Consider the following 15,614-nt stretch of genomic DNA (forward strand, 5'->3'; position numbering starts at 1 on the left):
GTCGGTGGACTTACGTCCGATTCTCTCAAGGCAAGTGGTGGGTGATGACGGGATCGAACCGCCGACCCTCTGCTTGTAAGGCAGATGCTCTCCCGGCTGAGCTAATCACCCTTGGCCTTGCGAGGACGCGAAATTTACGCGGGCACCCGACCTAAGTCAAGGCCGGCGTTGAATTTTTTTCAAAAAAGACGCGATGCACCCGACCACGCCTCAGCGGTAGATCATCTTGCGCGTCATGCCGCCGTCGGTGACGAAGTCCTGGCCCGTCACGAAGCCCGCTTCGGGCGACAACAACCAGGCCACCAGCGCCGCCACGTCCTCGACCTGCCCTACCCGCCCGACAGGATGCTGCGCGTGATCCTCGGCGCTCAGCGGCTCACTGGCGCGCTGCGCCGCATCACGGGAATCGATCCAGCCTGGGCTCACCGCATTCACCCGAATGCTCGGGCCTAGGCTGACCGCCAAGGCGTGCGTGAGGGCTATCAGCCCACCCTTGCTCGCCGCATAGGCTTCGCTCTCAGGCTCGGATTGGCTGGCGCGGGTCGACGCCATATTGACGATGGCGCCCCCCGTTGCACCCAGGTGCGCCGCGCAGTGCTTGGCCAACAGCATCGGCCCGCTCAGATTGATCGCCAATACCTGGTTCCAGTGCTCCAGCGACAGCTCTTGCAGCGGCCCGCAATGGGGGCTGGCGACCCCGGCGTTGCACACCAGCGCATCCAGCCTGCCGAAGCGCTCGATGACCGCTGCCACACCGTGAGCGACCTGACGCTCGTCCGCCACGTCCATGGCTACGAACATCGCGTTGCTGCCGAGGCCCGCAGCGAGCGCCGCGCCCCGACCGTCCGCCAAATCGCAGAGCGCCACCCGCCAGCCATGCTCCAGCAACCAGCGCGCGACACCTTCACCGATGCCACGCGCAGCACCGGTGACCAGCGCAACGCGGCCGTGAGCACCCTCGCCGACAGCACTCACAGCGCCTGCAAACCTCGGCTCAGGTCGGCCTTGAGATCGGCGATGTCTTCCAGGCCGACGGCTACTCGAATCAGGCTGTCACGAATCCCGGCATTCTCGCGCTCCTGCGGCGACAGGCGCCCATGGGAGGTGGTCGCCGGATGGGCAATGGTGGTCTTGGTATCGCCCAGGTTGGTGGTGATTGAAATCACCCGCGTGGCATCGATGAAGCGCCAGGCGCCCTCCTTGCCACCCTCGACCTCGAAGCTGACCACCGCTCCGAAGGCGCTTTGCTGGCGCGCAGCCAGCTCGTGCTGCGGATGGCTGGTGAGCCCGGCGTAGTGCACCCTCTCGATACCGCCTTGCTGCTCCAGCCAGCGCGCCAGCTCCAACGCCGTGCTGCAGTGCGCCTGCATGCGGATGCGCAGGGTCTCCAGGCCTTTGAGGAAAATCCAGGCGTTGAACGGGCTGAGGGTCGGCCCAGCGGTACGCAGGAAGCCCACTACTTCGGTCATCAGCTTGGCGCTGCCGGCTACCACGCCGCCCATCGCACGGCCCTGGCCATCGATGTACTTGGTGGCCGAGTGCATGACGATGTCCGCGCCGAGCTTCAGCGGCTGCTGCAGCGCTGGCGTGCAGAAGCAGTTGTCCACCGCCAGCAGTGCGCCCTTCTCATGAGCGATGGCCGCCAGGGCCGCGATGTCGACCAGCTCGGCCAGGGGGTTGGAGGGCGACTCGACGAACAGCAGCTTGGTGTTCGGCTTGAAGGCGGCGGCCCAGCCCTCGAGGTCGGCCAGCGGCACATAGTCGACCTGTACACCAAAGCGCTTGAGATACTTCTCGAACAGGCTGATGGTCGAGCCGAACACGCTGCGCGAGACCAGCACGTGATCACCGGCGCTGCACAGACTCATGACGATGGACAGGATCGCCGACATGCCCGACGCCGTGGCGACCGCCTGCTCGGCGCCCTCCATGGCCGCGATGCGCTCTTCGAAGGCACGCACCGTCGGGTTGGTGTAACGCGAATAGACGTTGCCCGGCACCTCACCGGCGAAACGCGCCGCGGCATCGCCAGCGGTACGAAACACGTAGCTGGAAGTCGGGAACAGCGCTTCGCTGTGCTCGCCTTCCGGCGTGCGGTGTTGGCCTGCACGGACCGCCAGAGTGTCGAAGCCTACGCCGTCGAGATCGCTGTCGAGCCGACCGGCTTCCCAATCCTGTGTCATATCCTTTTCCTCATCCAGAAAACAGGCCGGGCCCAAAGGGCCCGGTTGTTGAATCATTTAACATCGATCAGTTGTTGTACAGATCGATGATCTCGCTGACCGCTTGCGACTTGGCCTTGTTGCCATCGTTGCGCGCCAGGTCGATGCGATTCAGATAAGCCTCGTCGACATCGCCGGTGACGTACTCGCCGTCGAATACCGCGCTGTCGAACTGCTCGATCTTGATCTTGCCGCCACCGACCGCTTCCTTCAGGTCATCGAGATCCTGGTAGACAAGCCAGTCGGCGCCGATCAGCTCGGCCACCTGCTCGGTGGTGCGGCCATGGGCGATCAGCTCATGGGGGCTCGGCATGTCGATGCCGTATACGTTCGGGTAGCGAACGGCCGGTGCCGCGGAGCAGAAATACACGTTCTTGGCGCCGGCTTCGCGGGCCATCTGAATGATCTGCTTGCAGGTGGTGCCGCGCACGATGGAGTCATCGACCAGCATCACGTTCTTGCCGCGGAATTCCAGCTCGATGGCGTTGAGCTTCTGGCGCACCGACTTCTTGCGCGCCGCCTGGCCCGGCATGATGAAGGTCCGGCCGATGTAGCGGTTCTTGACGAAACCCTCGCGGAATTTCACGCCCAGGTGATTGGCCAGCTCCAGCGCCGAGGTACGACTGGTATCGGGAATCGGGATGACCACGTCGATATCGTGATCCGGACGCTCACGGCGAATCTTGTCGGCGAGCTTCTCACCCATGCGCAGGCGCGCCTTGTAGACCGACACGCCGTCCATGATGGAGTCGGGGCGCGCCAGGTAAACGTGCTCGAAGATGCACGGCTTGAGCTGCGGGTTCGGCGCGCACTGGCGGGTGAACATCTGGCCTTCTTCGGTGATGTACACCGCTTCGCCCGGCGCCAGGTCGCGGATCAGGGTGAAGCCGAGCACGTCCAGGGCGACGCTTTCGGAGGCGATCATGTACTCGACGCCTTCGTCGGTATGGCGCTGGCCGAACACGATCGGGCGGATGCCGTTCGGGTCACGGAAACCGACGATGCCGTAACCGGTGATCATCGCCACCACGGCGTAGCCACCGCGGCAACGCTTGTGCACGTCCTTCACCGCCGCGAACACGTCTTCTTCGCTGGGGTTCAGCTTGCCGCGCACGGCCAGCTCATGGGCGAAAACGTTGAGCAGCACTTCGGAGTCGGAGTTGGTGTTGACGTGACGCAGATCCGATTCGTAGATCTCCTTGGCCAGCTGCTCGACGTTGGTCAGGTTGCCGTTGTGCGCCAGGGTGATGCCGTACGGCGAGTTGACGTAGAACGGCTGGGCCTCGGCCGAGCTGGAGCTGCCCGCGGTCGGGTAGCGCACGTGGCCGATGCCCATGTGGCCGACCAGGCGCTGCATGTGGCGCTGCTGGAACACATCGCGCACCAGGCCGTTATCCTTGCGCAGGAACAGGCGCCCTTCATGGCTGGTAACGATACCGGCAGCATCCTGGCCGCGGTGCTGGAGGACGGTGAGGCCGTCATACAGCGCCTGATTGACGTTCGATTTACCGACGATACCGACAATGCCACACATGTGACGCAACCCCTACTCAGTGAAACGACTATTTACCGGTGCCGACAGGAGAAGCCCCCTGCAGCACCTCTTTGAACGGCAGCTCGACCGGCTCGCGTATACCGCTGGCCAGCCACTCGCTGGACACACCCAATATGAGGTTCTTCGACCAATCTGCAACCAGCAGAAAATGCGGCAGCAAGGCCGACTGCTGCCACCAGGCATCCTGTTGCACCGGCCCCAGGCTAAGCAGCCCGACCGCCACCACGACCAGCAAGGCCCCGCGGGCGGCGCCGAACACCATGCCCAGGAAGCGATCGGTACCCGACAGACCAGTGACCCGGATCAGTTCGCCGATCAGGTAGTTGATCAGCGCACCGACCAGCAGCGTCAATACGAACAAAATCACGCAGGCAGCGATGACACGGGCGGACGGGGTTTCTATGTAGGCCTCGAGATGCTGAGAGAGCGCGCCGCCGAACATCCAGGCGACCACGCCAGCGATGATCCAGGTGACGAGCGACAGGGCTTCCTTGACGAAGCCTCTGCTCAGACTGATCAGACTCGAAACGGCGATGATGGCGATGATCGCCCAATCGACCCAGGTGAATGCCACGATGCAGGCTACCGATGGAAGAGGCGCTGCATTTTAGCAGAGCCCTGCCCATCGGTTAAGCGCGGATAACATGCGAAGCGTCAGTTGCTTTCCGGCTGGAAACGCACCACGAAGCCATTGAGCTTGTGCTGGCGGTTGAGCTGGTCACGCAGGCGGTCGGCCTCGACTCGCTCCACCAGCGGCCCGACGAACACCCGGTTCATGCCATCGGCAGTGCGGATATAGGCGTTGTAGCCCTGGGCGCGCAGGGTCTTCTGCAGCGTTTCGGCGCCCGGGCGGCTGGACAGACTGGCCAGTTGCACCGACCAGCTGACCGGCAGGCTGTTGACATCCAGACGCTCGGCCGGCGCCTTCTGCGGCGGTGGCGCCACTTCGGCAGGCTTGCTCGGGGTAGGCTGCGCAGCCGGAGGCGGCGTCGGCGCAGGCGGCTCGCTGGCCGGCAGCTCGACGATGGGTTGCTCGACCGGCGCCTGAGCCTGCTCGGCTGGAGCGCTGTCGCCCGGTACCGGTTCCTGGGGCAGTTCCTGGGGATCGGGCACGATCACCGGCTGCATTTCGATTTCAGGGGTGACCGGCTTGGCTGGAATGCTCGGCGCATCGACCACCACGTGCCGCAATTCGTCGGGACGGGAAAGCAGCATCGGCAGGAAGATCACCGCCAGGGCGACCAGCACCAGCGCGCCGACGATACGTTGCTTGGTTCCACTATCCAGCATTGCCATCCTGCACATCCTCCTGGGCGTAGCGCTCCAGCCACATCAGGGCTTCGGCCACGCAGAAAAAAGACCCAAAGAGCAGAATTTCATCACCTGCCGCCGCACGTTCGCACTGCGCTTCGAGGGCACTGGCGACATTGCCATGTGCCTCTACCTGAGCACCACAGGCTGCCAGGTGCGCATGCAGCTCGGCAGCAGGACGCGAGCGTTCGCTGGGCAGGGTCACCACCGCCCAATGGGCGATATCGGCCAGCAGCGGCGCGACCACGCCAGGCAGCTCCTTGTCGGCCAGCAGGCCGAATACCGCCAGACGCTGACCGGCGAAGGCGCGCGCCTGCAAACGACCGGCAAGAAACTGCGCGGCATGGGGATTGTGCCCCACGTCGAGCAACAGAGTGAGGGACTTGCCGCGCCAGTTCAAGTGACGACGATCCAGGCGGCCGGTCACCCGCGTGGCCTGCAGGGCATCGGCGATGCCCTCGGCGCCCCAGGGCAGATCCAGCAAGGCGTAGGCCTGCAACGCCAGTGCGGCGTTTTCCATGGGCAGGTCGAGCAGCGGCAGATCGTCCAGGCGCAGCACCTCGCCAGTGGCCGTCAGCCCATACCAGCTCCAGCCTGATTCGCTGACGCTGAGATCGAAGTCCCGGCAGCGCAGGAACAACGGGCAATCCAGCTCGGCAACCCGTTCGAGCAGCGGCAGCGGCGGATCGAAATCGCCACACAGCGCCGGTTTGCCCGCGCGCATGATGCCGGCTTTCTCGAAGGCCACCGACTCGCGGGTATCACCCAGCCAGTCGGCATGATCGACGCCGATGCTGGTGATCAACGCGAGGTCGGCATCGACCAGGTTCACCGCATCCAGACGCCCGCCCAGGCCGACTTCGAGCACGGCGACATCCAGCCCGGCACGCTCGAACAGCCAGAACGCCGCCAGGGTGCCCATCTCGAAATAGGTCAGCGAGGTTTCGCCGCGGGCCGCCTCGACGGCCGCGAAGGCCTCGCACAGGCCTGCATCGCTGACCTGCTCACCATCGATCTGTACCCGCTCGTTGTAACGCAGCAGGTGCGGCGAGCTGTACACCCCGACCTTCAGGCCCTGGGTGCGCAGCAAGGCAGCTAGAAAGGCGCAGGTCGAGCCCTTGCCATTGGTGCCGGTGACCGTGATGACACGCGGCGCCGGCCTGGAAAGGCCGAGGCGCGCCGCGACCTCCCGGGAGCGCTCCAGGCCCATGTCGATGGCGCTCGGATGCAGACGCTCCAGGTACGCCAGCCACTCGGCCAGGGAGCGCTCGGTCATGCGCTGACCGGCAGTGCAGCAGGAGACGGCTGGTGCGTGAACTGCGCCAGCAGACGAGCCAGACGCGGACGCAGTTCGGCACGATGGATGATCATGTCGATGGCGCCGTGCTCGATGAGGAACTCGCTGCGCTGGAAGCCTTCCGGCAGCTTCTCGCGAACCGTCTGCTCGATGACCCGCGGGCCAGCGAAGCCGATCAGCGCCTTCGGCTCGGCGACGATTACGTCACCCAGCATCGCCAGGCTGGCGGAAACGCCGCCATACACCGGGTCGGTCAGCACCGATACGAAGGGAATACCCTCTTCACGCAGACGCGCCAGTACCGCCGAGGTCTTGGCCATCTGCATCAGCGAGATCAGCGCTTCCTGCATGCGCGCACCACCGGAGGCGGCGAAGCAGATGAACGGGCAACGCTTTTCCAGTGCCACGTTGGCGGCCTGCACGAAACGCTCACCGACGATGGAGCCCATGGAGCCACCCATGAAGGCGAACTCGAAAGCACAGGCCACCACCGGCATGCCTTCCAGGCTGCCGCTCATGGAAATCAGCGCGTCCTTTTCACCGGTCTGCTTCTGGGCAGCGACCAGGCGATCCTTGTACTTCTTGCTGTCGCGGAATTTCAGGCGGTCGGACGGTTCCAGATCAGCCCCGATCTCCTCACGACCCTCGGCATCCAGGAAGATGTTCAGGCGGGCGCGGGCATCGATGCGCATGTGGTGGTTGCACTTGGGGCAAACGTCCAGGGTCTTTTCCAGCTCAGGCTTGTACAGCACGGCCTCGCAGGATGGGCACTTGTGCCACAGGCCTTCAGGTACCGAACTCTTCTTGACCTCGGAACGCATGATCGAGGGGATCAGTTTGTCTACCAGCCAGTTGCTCATGCTCTCAATTCTCCAACGCTGTAGGCTTCAACATGCTTGCTGCACATGACAAGCGAATTCACAAAGCGGTCGCCGCTGGGGCCGGCCCGATGCCCGCCACCTGCTTCGACCACGAAAAAAGCGCGCACTGTTCGCGGCGATAGGAGTATGGACGGCTCGCTGAGCGGCGCCGTCACATCGACTCTCCAACCGCGCGCACGGCACGCACGAAGTCTTTGACCTTGGCGGCATCCTTGATGCCCTTGCTCGCCTCCACGCCGCCGCTGACATCCACCGCGTAAGGACGCACCTGAGCGATGGCCGCCGCGACGTTGCCGGGCGTCAGGCCGCCGGCGAGAATCACCGGCTTGCTCAGTTTGGCAGGTACCAGCGCCCAGTCGAAGGCTTGCCCAGTGCCACCGGGAACACCGTCCACGAAAGTGTCGAGCAGCACGGCGCGGGCACTCGGGTAGGCATCTACCAGCGCAGCGACGTCATCCTGCGCGCGCACACGCAATGCCTTGATGTAAGGCCGCCCCAGCACCTCGCAATCGGCCGCGCTTTCGTCACCGTGAAACTGCAGGAGATCCAGGGGCACGGCGGCCAGCACCGCTTCGATGTCACGTTGCGGCATGTTCACGAACAAACCCACGGTGGTCACGAAAGGCGGCAGACCGGCGACGATGGCCCGCGCCTGCTCGACCGACACCGCCCGCGGGCTGCGCGCGTAGAACACCAGCCCGATGGCATCGGCGCCTGCCACCACGGCAGCGAGCCCATCCTCGAGGCGAGTAATCCCACAGATCTTGCTGCGAACGACTGACAAAAGACGAATACCTCCGCGAAAGGCCGGATGGTAACAAATGACCGGCCAGGGCGCGCCACTAATTGCTGCGCCCTGCCCCGCTCAGCGCGCCGCCACGTCCTCGAGGCCGGACAGAAAGTGCGGCCCCAGGTAACGGGTCGGCAATTCGAACTCTTCCGGGTAGTCCACCTGCACGAGATACAGCCCGTATGGGTGAGCGGTCACCCCGCCAGTGCGCCGCACGCCGGTACGCAGTACCTCCCCTGCCCACTCCACTGGCCGCTCACCGGCGCCGATGGTCATCAGCACGCCGGCGATGTTGCGCACCATGTGATGCAGAAACGCATTGGCACGGATATCGAGCACGATGAAACGGCCGTACTGCAGCAACTCGAGATGATGGACCGTCTTGATCGGCGACTTGGCCTGGCACTGCCGGGCGCGAAAGGCGCTGAAATCATGGGTACCCAGGAATACCTTGGCCGCTTCGCGCATGCGCTCGACATCCAGCGGCCGATGATTCCAGGTCACTTCCTCGGCCATATGCGCCGGGCGGATCTGGTCGTTGTAGATCACGTAGCGGTAGCGCCGCGCCATGGCGCAGAAGCGCGCATCGAAGTGGCTAGGCATCGCCTTGGCCCAGGTGATGCTGATATCGCCCGGCAGGTTCATGTTGGCGCCCATCACCCAGGCGTGCATGGAGCGCTCGACGCGGGTGTCGAAATGCACCACTTGGCCGCTGGCATGCACCAGCGCATCGGTACGCCCCGCACAACTGAGCGTAACCGGAGCGCCACCGGCGACCTTGGACAGGGCTTTTTCGAGGGACGCCTGGATCGATGGCACACCGTCACGCTGACGCTGGAAACCGCGATAGCGAGCACCGCGGTACTCGACACCCAGGGCGATCTTGTAAATGCCGACGGCAGCCATTTCGGCTGCCGTCATTGGTTCGTTAATCAATTGGTCATGACCGGATCAAAGCTGCAATGTCGCGATTATACCGCCACCCAAGTGGGCTGCCACGCCAGCAGCCAAATTAGTTGCATGCCGCAGATGCAAAAACGGCAGCCCCCTGGGCTGCCGTCAGTGCCAATCAACTGCTCGTCAAACCAGTTTGCCGATCAGCTCTCGTGCTTCTTGCTGTTGGCCGTCGTTACCTTCGGCGATCACTTCATCGAGGATGTCACGAGCACCTTCGGTATCGCCCATATCGATGTAGGCCCGCGCCAGATCCAGTTTGGTAGCGGTTTCGTCGGTGCCGGAGAGAAAGTCGAAATCATCGTCTTCATCGAGTGGCACATTGTCGGCCTGCACATCCTGTGGCGTCTGCTGCTCGAGGCTCTCGGCAAATTGATCGAGTTCGGCGGTCACGTCATCGAGCTGGGCGGCAAAACTGGCGCCACTGCTCGGCTGGGCCGGCTCGTCATTGAGGGACAGGTCGAAGTCGGCGGGCAGACCGAAATCGTCCCCCTTGTCGCTGTCCAGAGCGGACGACAGATCCGCGAGATCGGCAGCCGGCTTCTCGGCGTCGTCGTCCAAGCTCAGCAGGAAGTCGTCGTCCTGCGCGGAAGCTGGCGCGGCCGGCGTATCGAGGTCCAGATTGAAGTCGGCCAACTCCCCGCCCGGCTCCTGGCGACCGGCAGGCTCGTCGCCCAGATCCAGGTCGAAATCCACGGAATCGTTGCGACTCGCCACAGGTGGCTGCGCTGGCAAATCCAGGTCGGAATCCAGGCTCAGGGTGTCGATTTCGTCGAAGCGAGCGGCATCATCCTGCGCCTTGGGCTGCTGTTCTGCAGCGAATTCGGCTTCGAGGGCGTCCAGATCCAGATCGAAGGCATCGTCGGCGGCCGGCTGCAGCGGAGCTGCTGGCTGCTCGGGCTCGTCCAGGGTCAGGTCGTCGAGGCTGAAGGTGTCCAGGTCGTCGGCAGCGGCGGTGCCGGCCAGGGCAGCGGTGCCGCCAAGCACGACCATCGCCGGGTAGCGGCTCTTCAGCTGCTCGACCTGGACGTTGGCGCCGCCGATTTCACGCAGTTCGTTTTCCTGGCGGGCAAAGCCGTCGCGATCACCCAGTTCGGCGTAGACCTCCATCAGCTTCAGGCGCAGGTCGGTGCGATGCGGTTCGTCGTTGATCGCGTTGTGCAGCAGCTCGGCTGCCTGGTTGAAGCGACCGTAGGCGATGTAGATGTCCGCCTCGCCGAGCGCGTCGCCAGTCTGCGCCGTCACGCGCTCTTCACCAACCGGCTGAGACAGGGCCACTTGGTCATCCGGCAGATCGTTCAGGCTCTCGGCTGGCAGCTCCAGATCGCTGTCGAAACGGTGAGTGTCTTCTTCGTAGGTGGCCAGGCTGGCCTCTTCTTCCTCGGCCTTGCGAGCATTGCGGCGCGACAGGATCAGCAGGACCAGGAGCAGCGCCAATAGCAGGCTGCCACCGATCAGGCCAAGCATCATCGGGTTGGCCAGCAGGTTGTCGAGGGCGCTGTCTTCTTCGACCGGCTCGGACGTTGCGGCAACCGGTGCCTGGGCAGGCACTTCGGCGGCAGGCGCAGCCGGCTCGGCGGGTGCGGCAGCCTCCGGCGTCGGCGCAGGAGCATTCTCCGCAGCGGGTGCTTCGGCAGCCGGCTCGCCAGCGGGCTGGGCAACCGATGGATCCACCGGCGCCGGCTCCGGCGCGGTTTCATTGGCAGCGGGCGCCTCGCCGGCCGGCGCAGCAGCTGGTGTTTCCACAGGCGCGGTGGCCGGAGCGGAAGCAGCGCCAGCGCCTGCACCCGCACCGGCGGTAGCGTTGCCGGCAGGCTGACCCGCAGGCGCCGACACATCGGCCTGCAGCTTGGCGAGCTGGTTGTCCTTGAGCTGAATCAGGCGCTGCAACTTGTCGAGCTGGCTCTGCAGGTCGCTCATGCGATCCTTCAGCTCATCGTTCTCACGGCGCGTCGAGTCCAGGCTTTCCTGGGTCACGGCAAGCTGATTGGCCAGTGCGGCGTTGTTGGCGGTACCGCTCTCGCTGCCCGAAGTGGCCTTGCCGGCTTCGGCGGCGACCAGCTTGAGCTTGTCTTCGCGGGTCACTTCGGACGGTGCTGGGCCGGCTGCGTTGCGACGCGTGGCATCGATCTGCCGGGCGCCGGCGGCAGCCGGCGCACTGCGGCCCTGACGCCAGGAACCGTTCTGCTCGGCCACCTGGGCCAGCGCTTCGGACTGGCTACGGCGCGCGATCTGCTGGTCATCGGGCAGACGCAGCACCTGACCGCTCTTCATGCGGTTGATGTTGCCGCCGATGAACGCATCCGGATTGAGATCCTGAATGGCGAGCATCTTCTGGTGAACGCTACCGCTGCCACCGGCCCGCTGGGCAACTTCCCACAAGGTGTCGTTGGCGTTGGTGCGGTAGTCGCCACCAGCGGTGCCGGCGCGCGGTGCTGCCGGGGTGCTGGCGACCGGAGCGGCTGGACGCGGCGCGGCATTCGGGGCCGGACGAGGTACGGGCGCCGGCGCGGCGACCGGCAGCTGCGGGGCAGCAGCGGCTTGTGGGGAGTACAACGGCGGATCGAGCAGCAGGGTGTACTCGCGCAGCAGACGGCCATTGGGCCACAGCACTTCGACGAGGAAATTCAGGTAGGGCTCGCGAACCGGTTTGGTCGAGGTGACGCGAATCACGCTCTTGCCGTTGGGTTTGACGATGGGCGTGAACTTCAGGTCGGTCAGGAAATACTGGCGGTCGACGCCAGCCTTGTTGAACTCTTCGGGCGAGGCCAGCGACGGGCGCATTTCCGCGGCGGACAGGTCACGCACGTCGAGCAGCTCGATTTCCGCCACCAGCGGCTGGTTCAGCGACGATTGCAGTGTCAGTTCACCGACACCCAGCGCATGCGCCATACCGGAAGACAGCGCCGTCGCCGCAGCGATAGCCAGCACCAGTTTACGAACCCGAACCATAGCCTTTTCCTTTGTGTTGACTGCTCTCGCACAACGAGAGGATAGATGATCGGTGGCTGCCCCTTTGCAGGCCCCCCAGCCAACGATCAGCGCGCTCAGTATTTGCCAAGCTCGAATAGATATGCAGATTTCTCGATAAGTATCTTTTACAGGTGGTGTTTTATCAACAACTCGCCCAGCTGTACGGCGTTCAAAGCGGCACCTTTTCGCACATTATCAGACGCAATCCACAAAGTGAGCGCACAGGGGTCGTCCATGCCGCGGCGCACGCGGCCTACGTACACTTCGTCCTGACCGACCGCATCACCGATGACCGTGGGATAGTCGCCCGCCTCGACCAGTTCGATACCTGGCGCTGCCTCCAGCGCAGCCATGACCTTGTCCAGCTCTACAGGTGTAGACGCCTGCACGGTCAGGCTCAAACTTTCGCCGAAAAATACCGGTACCTGATGGCAGTTGACGGCCACGCTCAGGTCGCTGCCAAGCAGCGCCTTGACGTCGGCATGAACGCGACGCTCAAGCTGCCCATGCCCTTCGGCATCGGGCTCATCCACCTGAGCGAGCACGTTGAACGCCATCTGCCGGTCGAACAGTCGAGGTTCGAGCGCCCGACCATTGAGCAGCTCGGCCGTTTGCCGCGCCAGCTCGGCTACGCCTTCACGACCGCGGCTGGATACCGCCAGACCCGCATCGATCACCACACGTTTTACCTGCAGTTGATCGCGCAGGGCGCCGAGCACCAGGCCGACTGCCACCGCCACCGAGGACGGGCTGGTGAGCGCGAACGGCGCCTGGCCGCCGATCGCCGCAGCATTCACTTCAGGCACCACCCGTGGCGCCAACTCAGCAGGCAGCGCACCGGAGACATCGATCAGCGAACAGCCGGCCTTGCGCACCGCCTCGGCGTGAGCCCGGGTCACCGATGGGTCGGCGGCGAAGAACGCCAGTTGCACGGTGCGGAAATCGAAACCCTCCACGCTGCGCACGCGCAGGTTGCGCCCCTTGAACGCCAGGGTACGCCCGGCCGACTCGGCACTGGCCAGCAGGTGCAGATCGGAGACGGGAAAGTCGCGTTCCTCGAGGAGTTGCAGCAGCGATTCGCCGACGCTGCCGGTGGCGCCGACAAGGGCGATAGCAAAGGTAGAGGTCATGAAGGGAGCCTGACGCTGGGTAGCTGAAACAGACCCGGCACTCTACCGAAAAGCAGAGGGGCGGGCGACGGCAATCGCAAGCGATCACCCTCTACCCGCCCCTTTGCGCGTCAACGAACCCTCTTGGCGCGCCTGGCAGCGCGCCGGTGGCGAATCAGCGTTCCAGCAGGATCCGCAGCATGCGGCGCAGCGGCTCGGCGGCGCCCCACAGCAGCTGGTCGCCCACGGTGAAGGCGCCCAGGTACTGCGAACCCATGTTGAGTTTGCGCAGGCGGCCGACCGGCACGCTCAGGGTACCGGTCACGGCCGTCGGGCCAAGCTCGCGGATGCTGGCTTCGCGGTGGTTCGGCACCAGCTTGACCCAGGGGTTGTGCTGGCTGATCAGGCCTTCGATATCCGACAGCGGCACGTCCTTGTTGAGCTTGATGGTCAGCGCCTGGCTGTGGCAACGCATGGCGCCGATGCGCACGCAAATACCATCCACCGGGATCGGGCTCTTGAAGCGACCGAGGATCTTGTTGGTCTCGGCCTGGGCCTTCCACTCTTCGCGGCTCTGCCCGTTCGGCAGTTCCTTGTCGATGTAGGGGATCAGGCTGCCGGCCAGCGGCACGCCGAAGTTGTCGACCGGGAAGGCATCGCCGCGCATGGCTTCGGCCACCTTGCGGTCGATGTCGAGGATGGCGCTGGCCGGGTCGGCCAGCTCATCGGCCACGGTAGCGTTGATGGTGCCCATCTGCTTGATCAGCTCGCGCATGTTCTGGGCGCCGGCGCCGGAGGCCGCCTGGTAGGTCATGGCACTCATCCACTCGACCAGGCCGGCTTCATACAGGCCGCCGAGGGCCATCAGCATCAGGCTGACGGTGCAGTTGCCGCCGATGTAATTCTTGGTGCCGGCGTCCAGCGCATGGTCGATGACCTTGCGGTTGACCGGGTCGAGCACGATCACTGCGTCGTCGGCCATGCGCAGCGAGGACGCCGCATCGATCCAGTAGCCCTTCCAGCCGGCTTCGCGCAGCTTGGGGAAGACTTCACTGGTGTAGTCGCCACCCTGGCAGGTGAGGATCACGTCCAGGCCTTTGAGCTCGTCGATGCTGTAGGCATCCTTGAGCGCTTCGGTTTCCTTGCCAATGGCCGGCCCCTGGCCGCCCACATTGGAGGTGGTGAAGAATACCGGCTCGATCAGATCGAAATCCTGTTCTTCCAGCATGCGCTGCATGAGCACGGAACCAACCATGCCCCGCCAACCGATAAGACCTACACGTTTCATAACCACTACACCTATATGAACAGACCACCGCCAATTCCCGGCGGCCTGGAAGATTACAGACTACGCAGCGCTTCGACTACCGCATCACCCATTGCCGCCGTGCCGACCTTGGTCGTACCCGCCGAGTGGATGTCGCCGGTACGCAGGCCCTGGTCGAGCACGCGGCTGACTGCCAGCTCGATGGCGTCCGCCGCTTGGGTCTGATTGAAGCTGTAACGCAGCATCATGGACACCGACAGGATGGTCGCCAGCGGGTTGGCGATGCCCTGCCCGGCGATGTCCGGCGCCGAACCGTGGCACGGCTCGTACATGCCCTTGTTGTTGGCATCCAGCGACGCCGAGGGCAGCATGCCGATCGAGCCGGTGAGCATCGAGGCCTCGTCGGAGAGGATATCGCCGAACATGTTGTCGGTGACCATCACGTCGAACTGCTTGGGCGCACGCACCAGCTGCATGGCGGCATTGTCGACGTACATGTGGCTCAGCTCGACGTCCGGGTAGTCCTTGGCGACTTCCTCGACCACCGCGCGCCACAGTTGGCTGGAGGCCAGCACGTTGGCCTTGTCCACCGAGCACAGTTTGCTGCCACGCACGCGGGCCATGTCGAAGCCGACCTTGGCGATGCGACGGATCTCGCTCTCGCTGTAGGGCAGCGTGTCATAAGCCATGCGCTCGCCATTATCGAGCACTTTGCTCTCGCGCGGCTGGCCGAAATAGATGCCGCCGGTCAGCTCACGGACGATGAGGATATCCAGGCCCGCCACCACTTCCGGCTTCAGCGAGGACGCGTCGGCCAACTGCGGGTAGAGAATGGCCGGACGCAGGTTGGCGAACAGACCGAGCTGCGAGCGGATCTTCAGCAGGCCGCGCTCTGGGCGGATGGCCGGGCCGATCTTGTCCCACTTCGGGCCGCCCACGGCGCCAAGCAGCACGGCATCGGCCGCGCGAGCGCGCTCCAGGGTTTCGTCGGCCAGCGGTACGCCATACTTGTCCACGGCGGCGCCACCCAGCTCGTCGAACGACAGCTCGACATCGAGGGCGAACTTGTCGTTGGCCAGGCGCAGCACCTTGACCGCTTCGGCCATGATTTCAGGGCCGATGCCGTCACCGGGAAGAACCAGAATCTGCTTGCTCATACGTTTTCCTTCATTACGTTCGGATCGCCGGCCTTGCCGTGTGCGACCTATGAAAACCCGAACAGGCCCGCGGCCATCACCCTGCCGCGAGGGGCGCC

The 15,614-nt window shown here is 64.5% G+C and carries 13 protein-coding genes and 1 tRNA gene; all 14 read right to left on the reverse strand.

Translation table 11 applies throughout. From position 1 onward, the window contains the following. Nucleotides 1–35: 35 nt before the first annotated feature. The 14 genes from BVH01_RS06370 to leuB all read right to left on the reverse strand — a co-directional run bounded on the left by BVH01_RS06370 (nt 36) and on the right by leuB (nt 15,516). A tRNA-Val gene (locus tag BVH01_RS06370) sits at nt 36–111 on the reverse strand. A 99-nt stretch (nt 112–210) separates the two neighbouring features. Next, nucleotides 211–975, reverse strand: coding sequence for an SDR family oxidoreductase (locus BVH01_RS06375; protein ID WP_075929521.1), 765 nt, complete (start codon nt 973–975; stop codon nt 211–213). Next, entirely contained in the window at nt 972–2,183 is a 1,212-nt protein-coding gene (locus tag BVH01_RS06380; RefSeq protein ID WP_075929522.1) for an O-succinylhomoserine sulfhydrylase, read from the reverse strand. The genes BVH01_RS06375 and BVH01_RS06380 overlap by 4 nt, the downstream gene beginning before the upstream one ends. Nucleotides 2,184–2,250: 67 nt before the next feature. Then, nucleotides 2,251–3,756 (reverse strand): amidophosphoribosyltransferase, encoded by a 1,506-nt coding sequence (purF, locus tag BVH01_RS06385; RefSeq protein ID WP_075929523.1) that lies wholly within the window; start codon nt 3,754–3,756, stop codon nt 2,251–2,253. A 28-nt stretch (nt 3,757–3,784) separates the two neighbouring features. Further along, nucleotides 3,785–4,351, reverse strand: coding sequence for a CvpA family protein (locus BVH01_RS06390; protein WP_075929524.1), 567 nt, complete (start codon nt 4,349–4,351; stop codon nt 3,785–3,787). Between the two features lie 80 nt (nt 4,352–4,431). After that, a complete protein-coding gene (locus tag BVH01_RS06395) occupies nt 4,432–5,073 on the reverse strand; it encodes an SPOR domain-containing protein (protein WP_075929525.1) in 642 nt (213 codons plus the stop codon). After that, nucleotides 5,057–6,364, reverse strand: coding sequence for a bifunctional tetrahydrofolate synthase/dihydrofolate synthase (gene folC / locus BVH01_RS06400; protein WP_075929526.1), 1,308 nt, complete (start codon nt 6,362–6,364; stop codon nt 5,057–5,059). The genes BVH01_RS06395 and folC overlap by 17 nt, the downstream gene beginning before the upstream one ends. After that, nucleotides 6,361–7,245 (reverse strand): acetyl-CoA carboxylase, carboxyltransferase subunit beta, encoded by an 885-nt coding sequence (gene accD / locus BVH01_RS06405; protein WP_075929527.1) that lies wholly within the window; start codon nt 7,243–7,245, stop codon nt 6,361–6,363. The genes folC and accD overlap by 4 nt, the downstream gene beginning before the upstream one ends. A gap of 172 nt (nt 7,246–7,417) precedes the next feature. Continuing rightward, nucleotides 7,418–8,050: a phosphoribosylanthranilate isomerase gene (locus BVH01_RS06410; RefSeq protein ID WP_075929528.1), complete on the reverse strand. Its 633-nt coding sequence runs from the start codon at nt 8,048–8,050 to the stop codon at nt 7,418–7,420. 81 nt (nt 8,051–8,131) lie between these two features. Continuing rightward, nucleotides 8,132–8,977, reverse strand: coding sequence for a tRNA pseudouridine(38-40) synthase TruA (gene truA / locus BVH01_RS06415; RefSeq protein WP_371915285.1), 846 nt, complete (start codon nt 8,975–8,977; stop codon nt 8,132–8,134). A 159-nt stretch (nt 8,978–9,136) separates the two neighbouring features. After that, on the reverse strand, nt 9,137–11,962 hold the full coding sequence (locus BVH01_RS06420) for a FimV/HubP family polar landmark protein (protein WP_075929529.1): 2,826 nt from the start codon (nt 11,960–11,962) through the stop codon (nt 9,137–9,139). Between the two features lie 146 nt (nt 11,963–12,108). Further along, on the reverse strand, nt 12,109–13,113 hold the full coding sequence (locus BVH01_RS06425) for an aspartate-semialdehyde dehydrogenase (RefSeq protein WP_075929530.1): 1,005 nt from the start codon (nt 13,111–13,113) through the stop codon (nt 12,109–12,111). 154 nt (nt 13,114–13,267) lie between these two features. Continuing rightward, nucleotides 13,268–14,380 carry an aspartate-semialdehyde dehydrogenase gene (gene asd / locus BVH01_RS06430; RefSeq protein WP_075929531.1) on the reverse strand — a complete coding sequence of 371 codons (1,113 nt, stop codon included), beginning with the start codon at nt 14,378–14,380 and terminating at the stop codon, nt 13,268–13,270. Nucleotides 14,381–14,433: 53 nt separating this feature from the next. After that, complete coding sequence (gene leuB, locus BVH01_RS06435) at nt 14,434–15,516, reverse strand: 3-isopropylmalate dehydrogenase (RefSeq protein WP_075929532.1); 1,083 nt, start codon at nt 15,514–15,516, stop codon at nt 14,434–14,436. Nucleotides 15,517–15,614: the final 98 nt, after the last annotated feature.

The organism is Pseudomonas sp. PA1(2017) (genome assembly GCF_001945375.1).
Taxonomy (GTDB): Bacteria; Pseudomonadota; Gammaproteobacteria; order Pseudomonadales; family Pseudomonadaceae; genus Aquipseudomonas.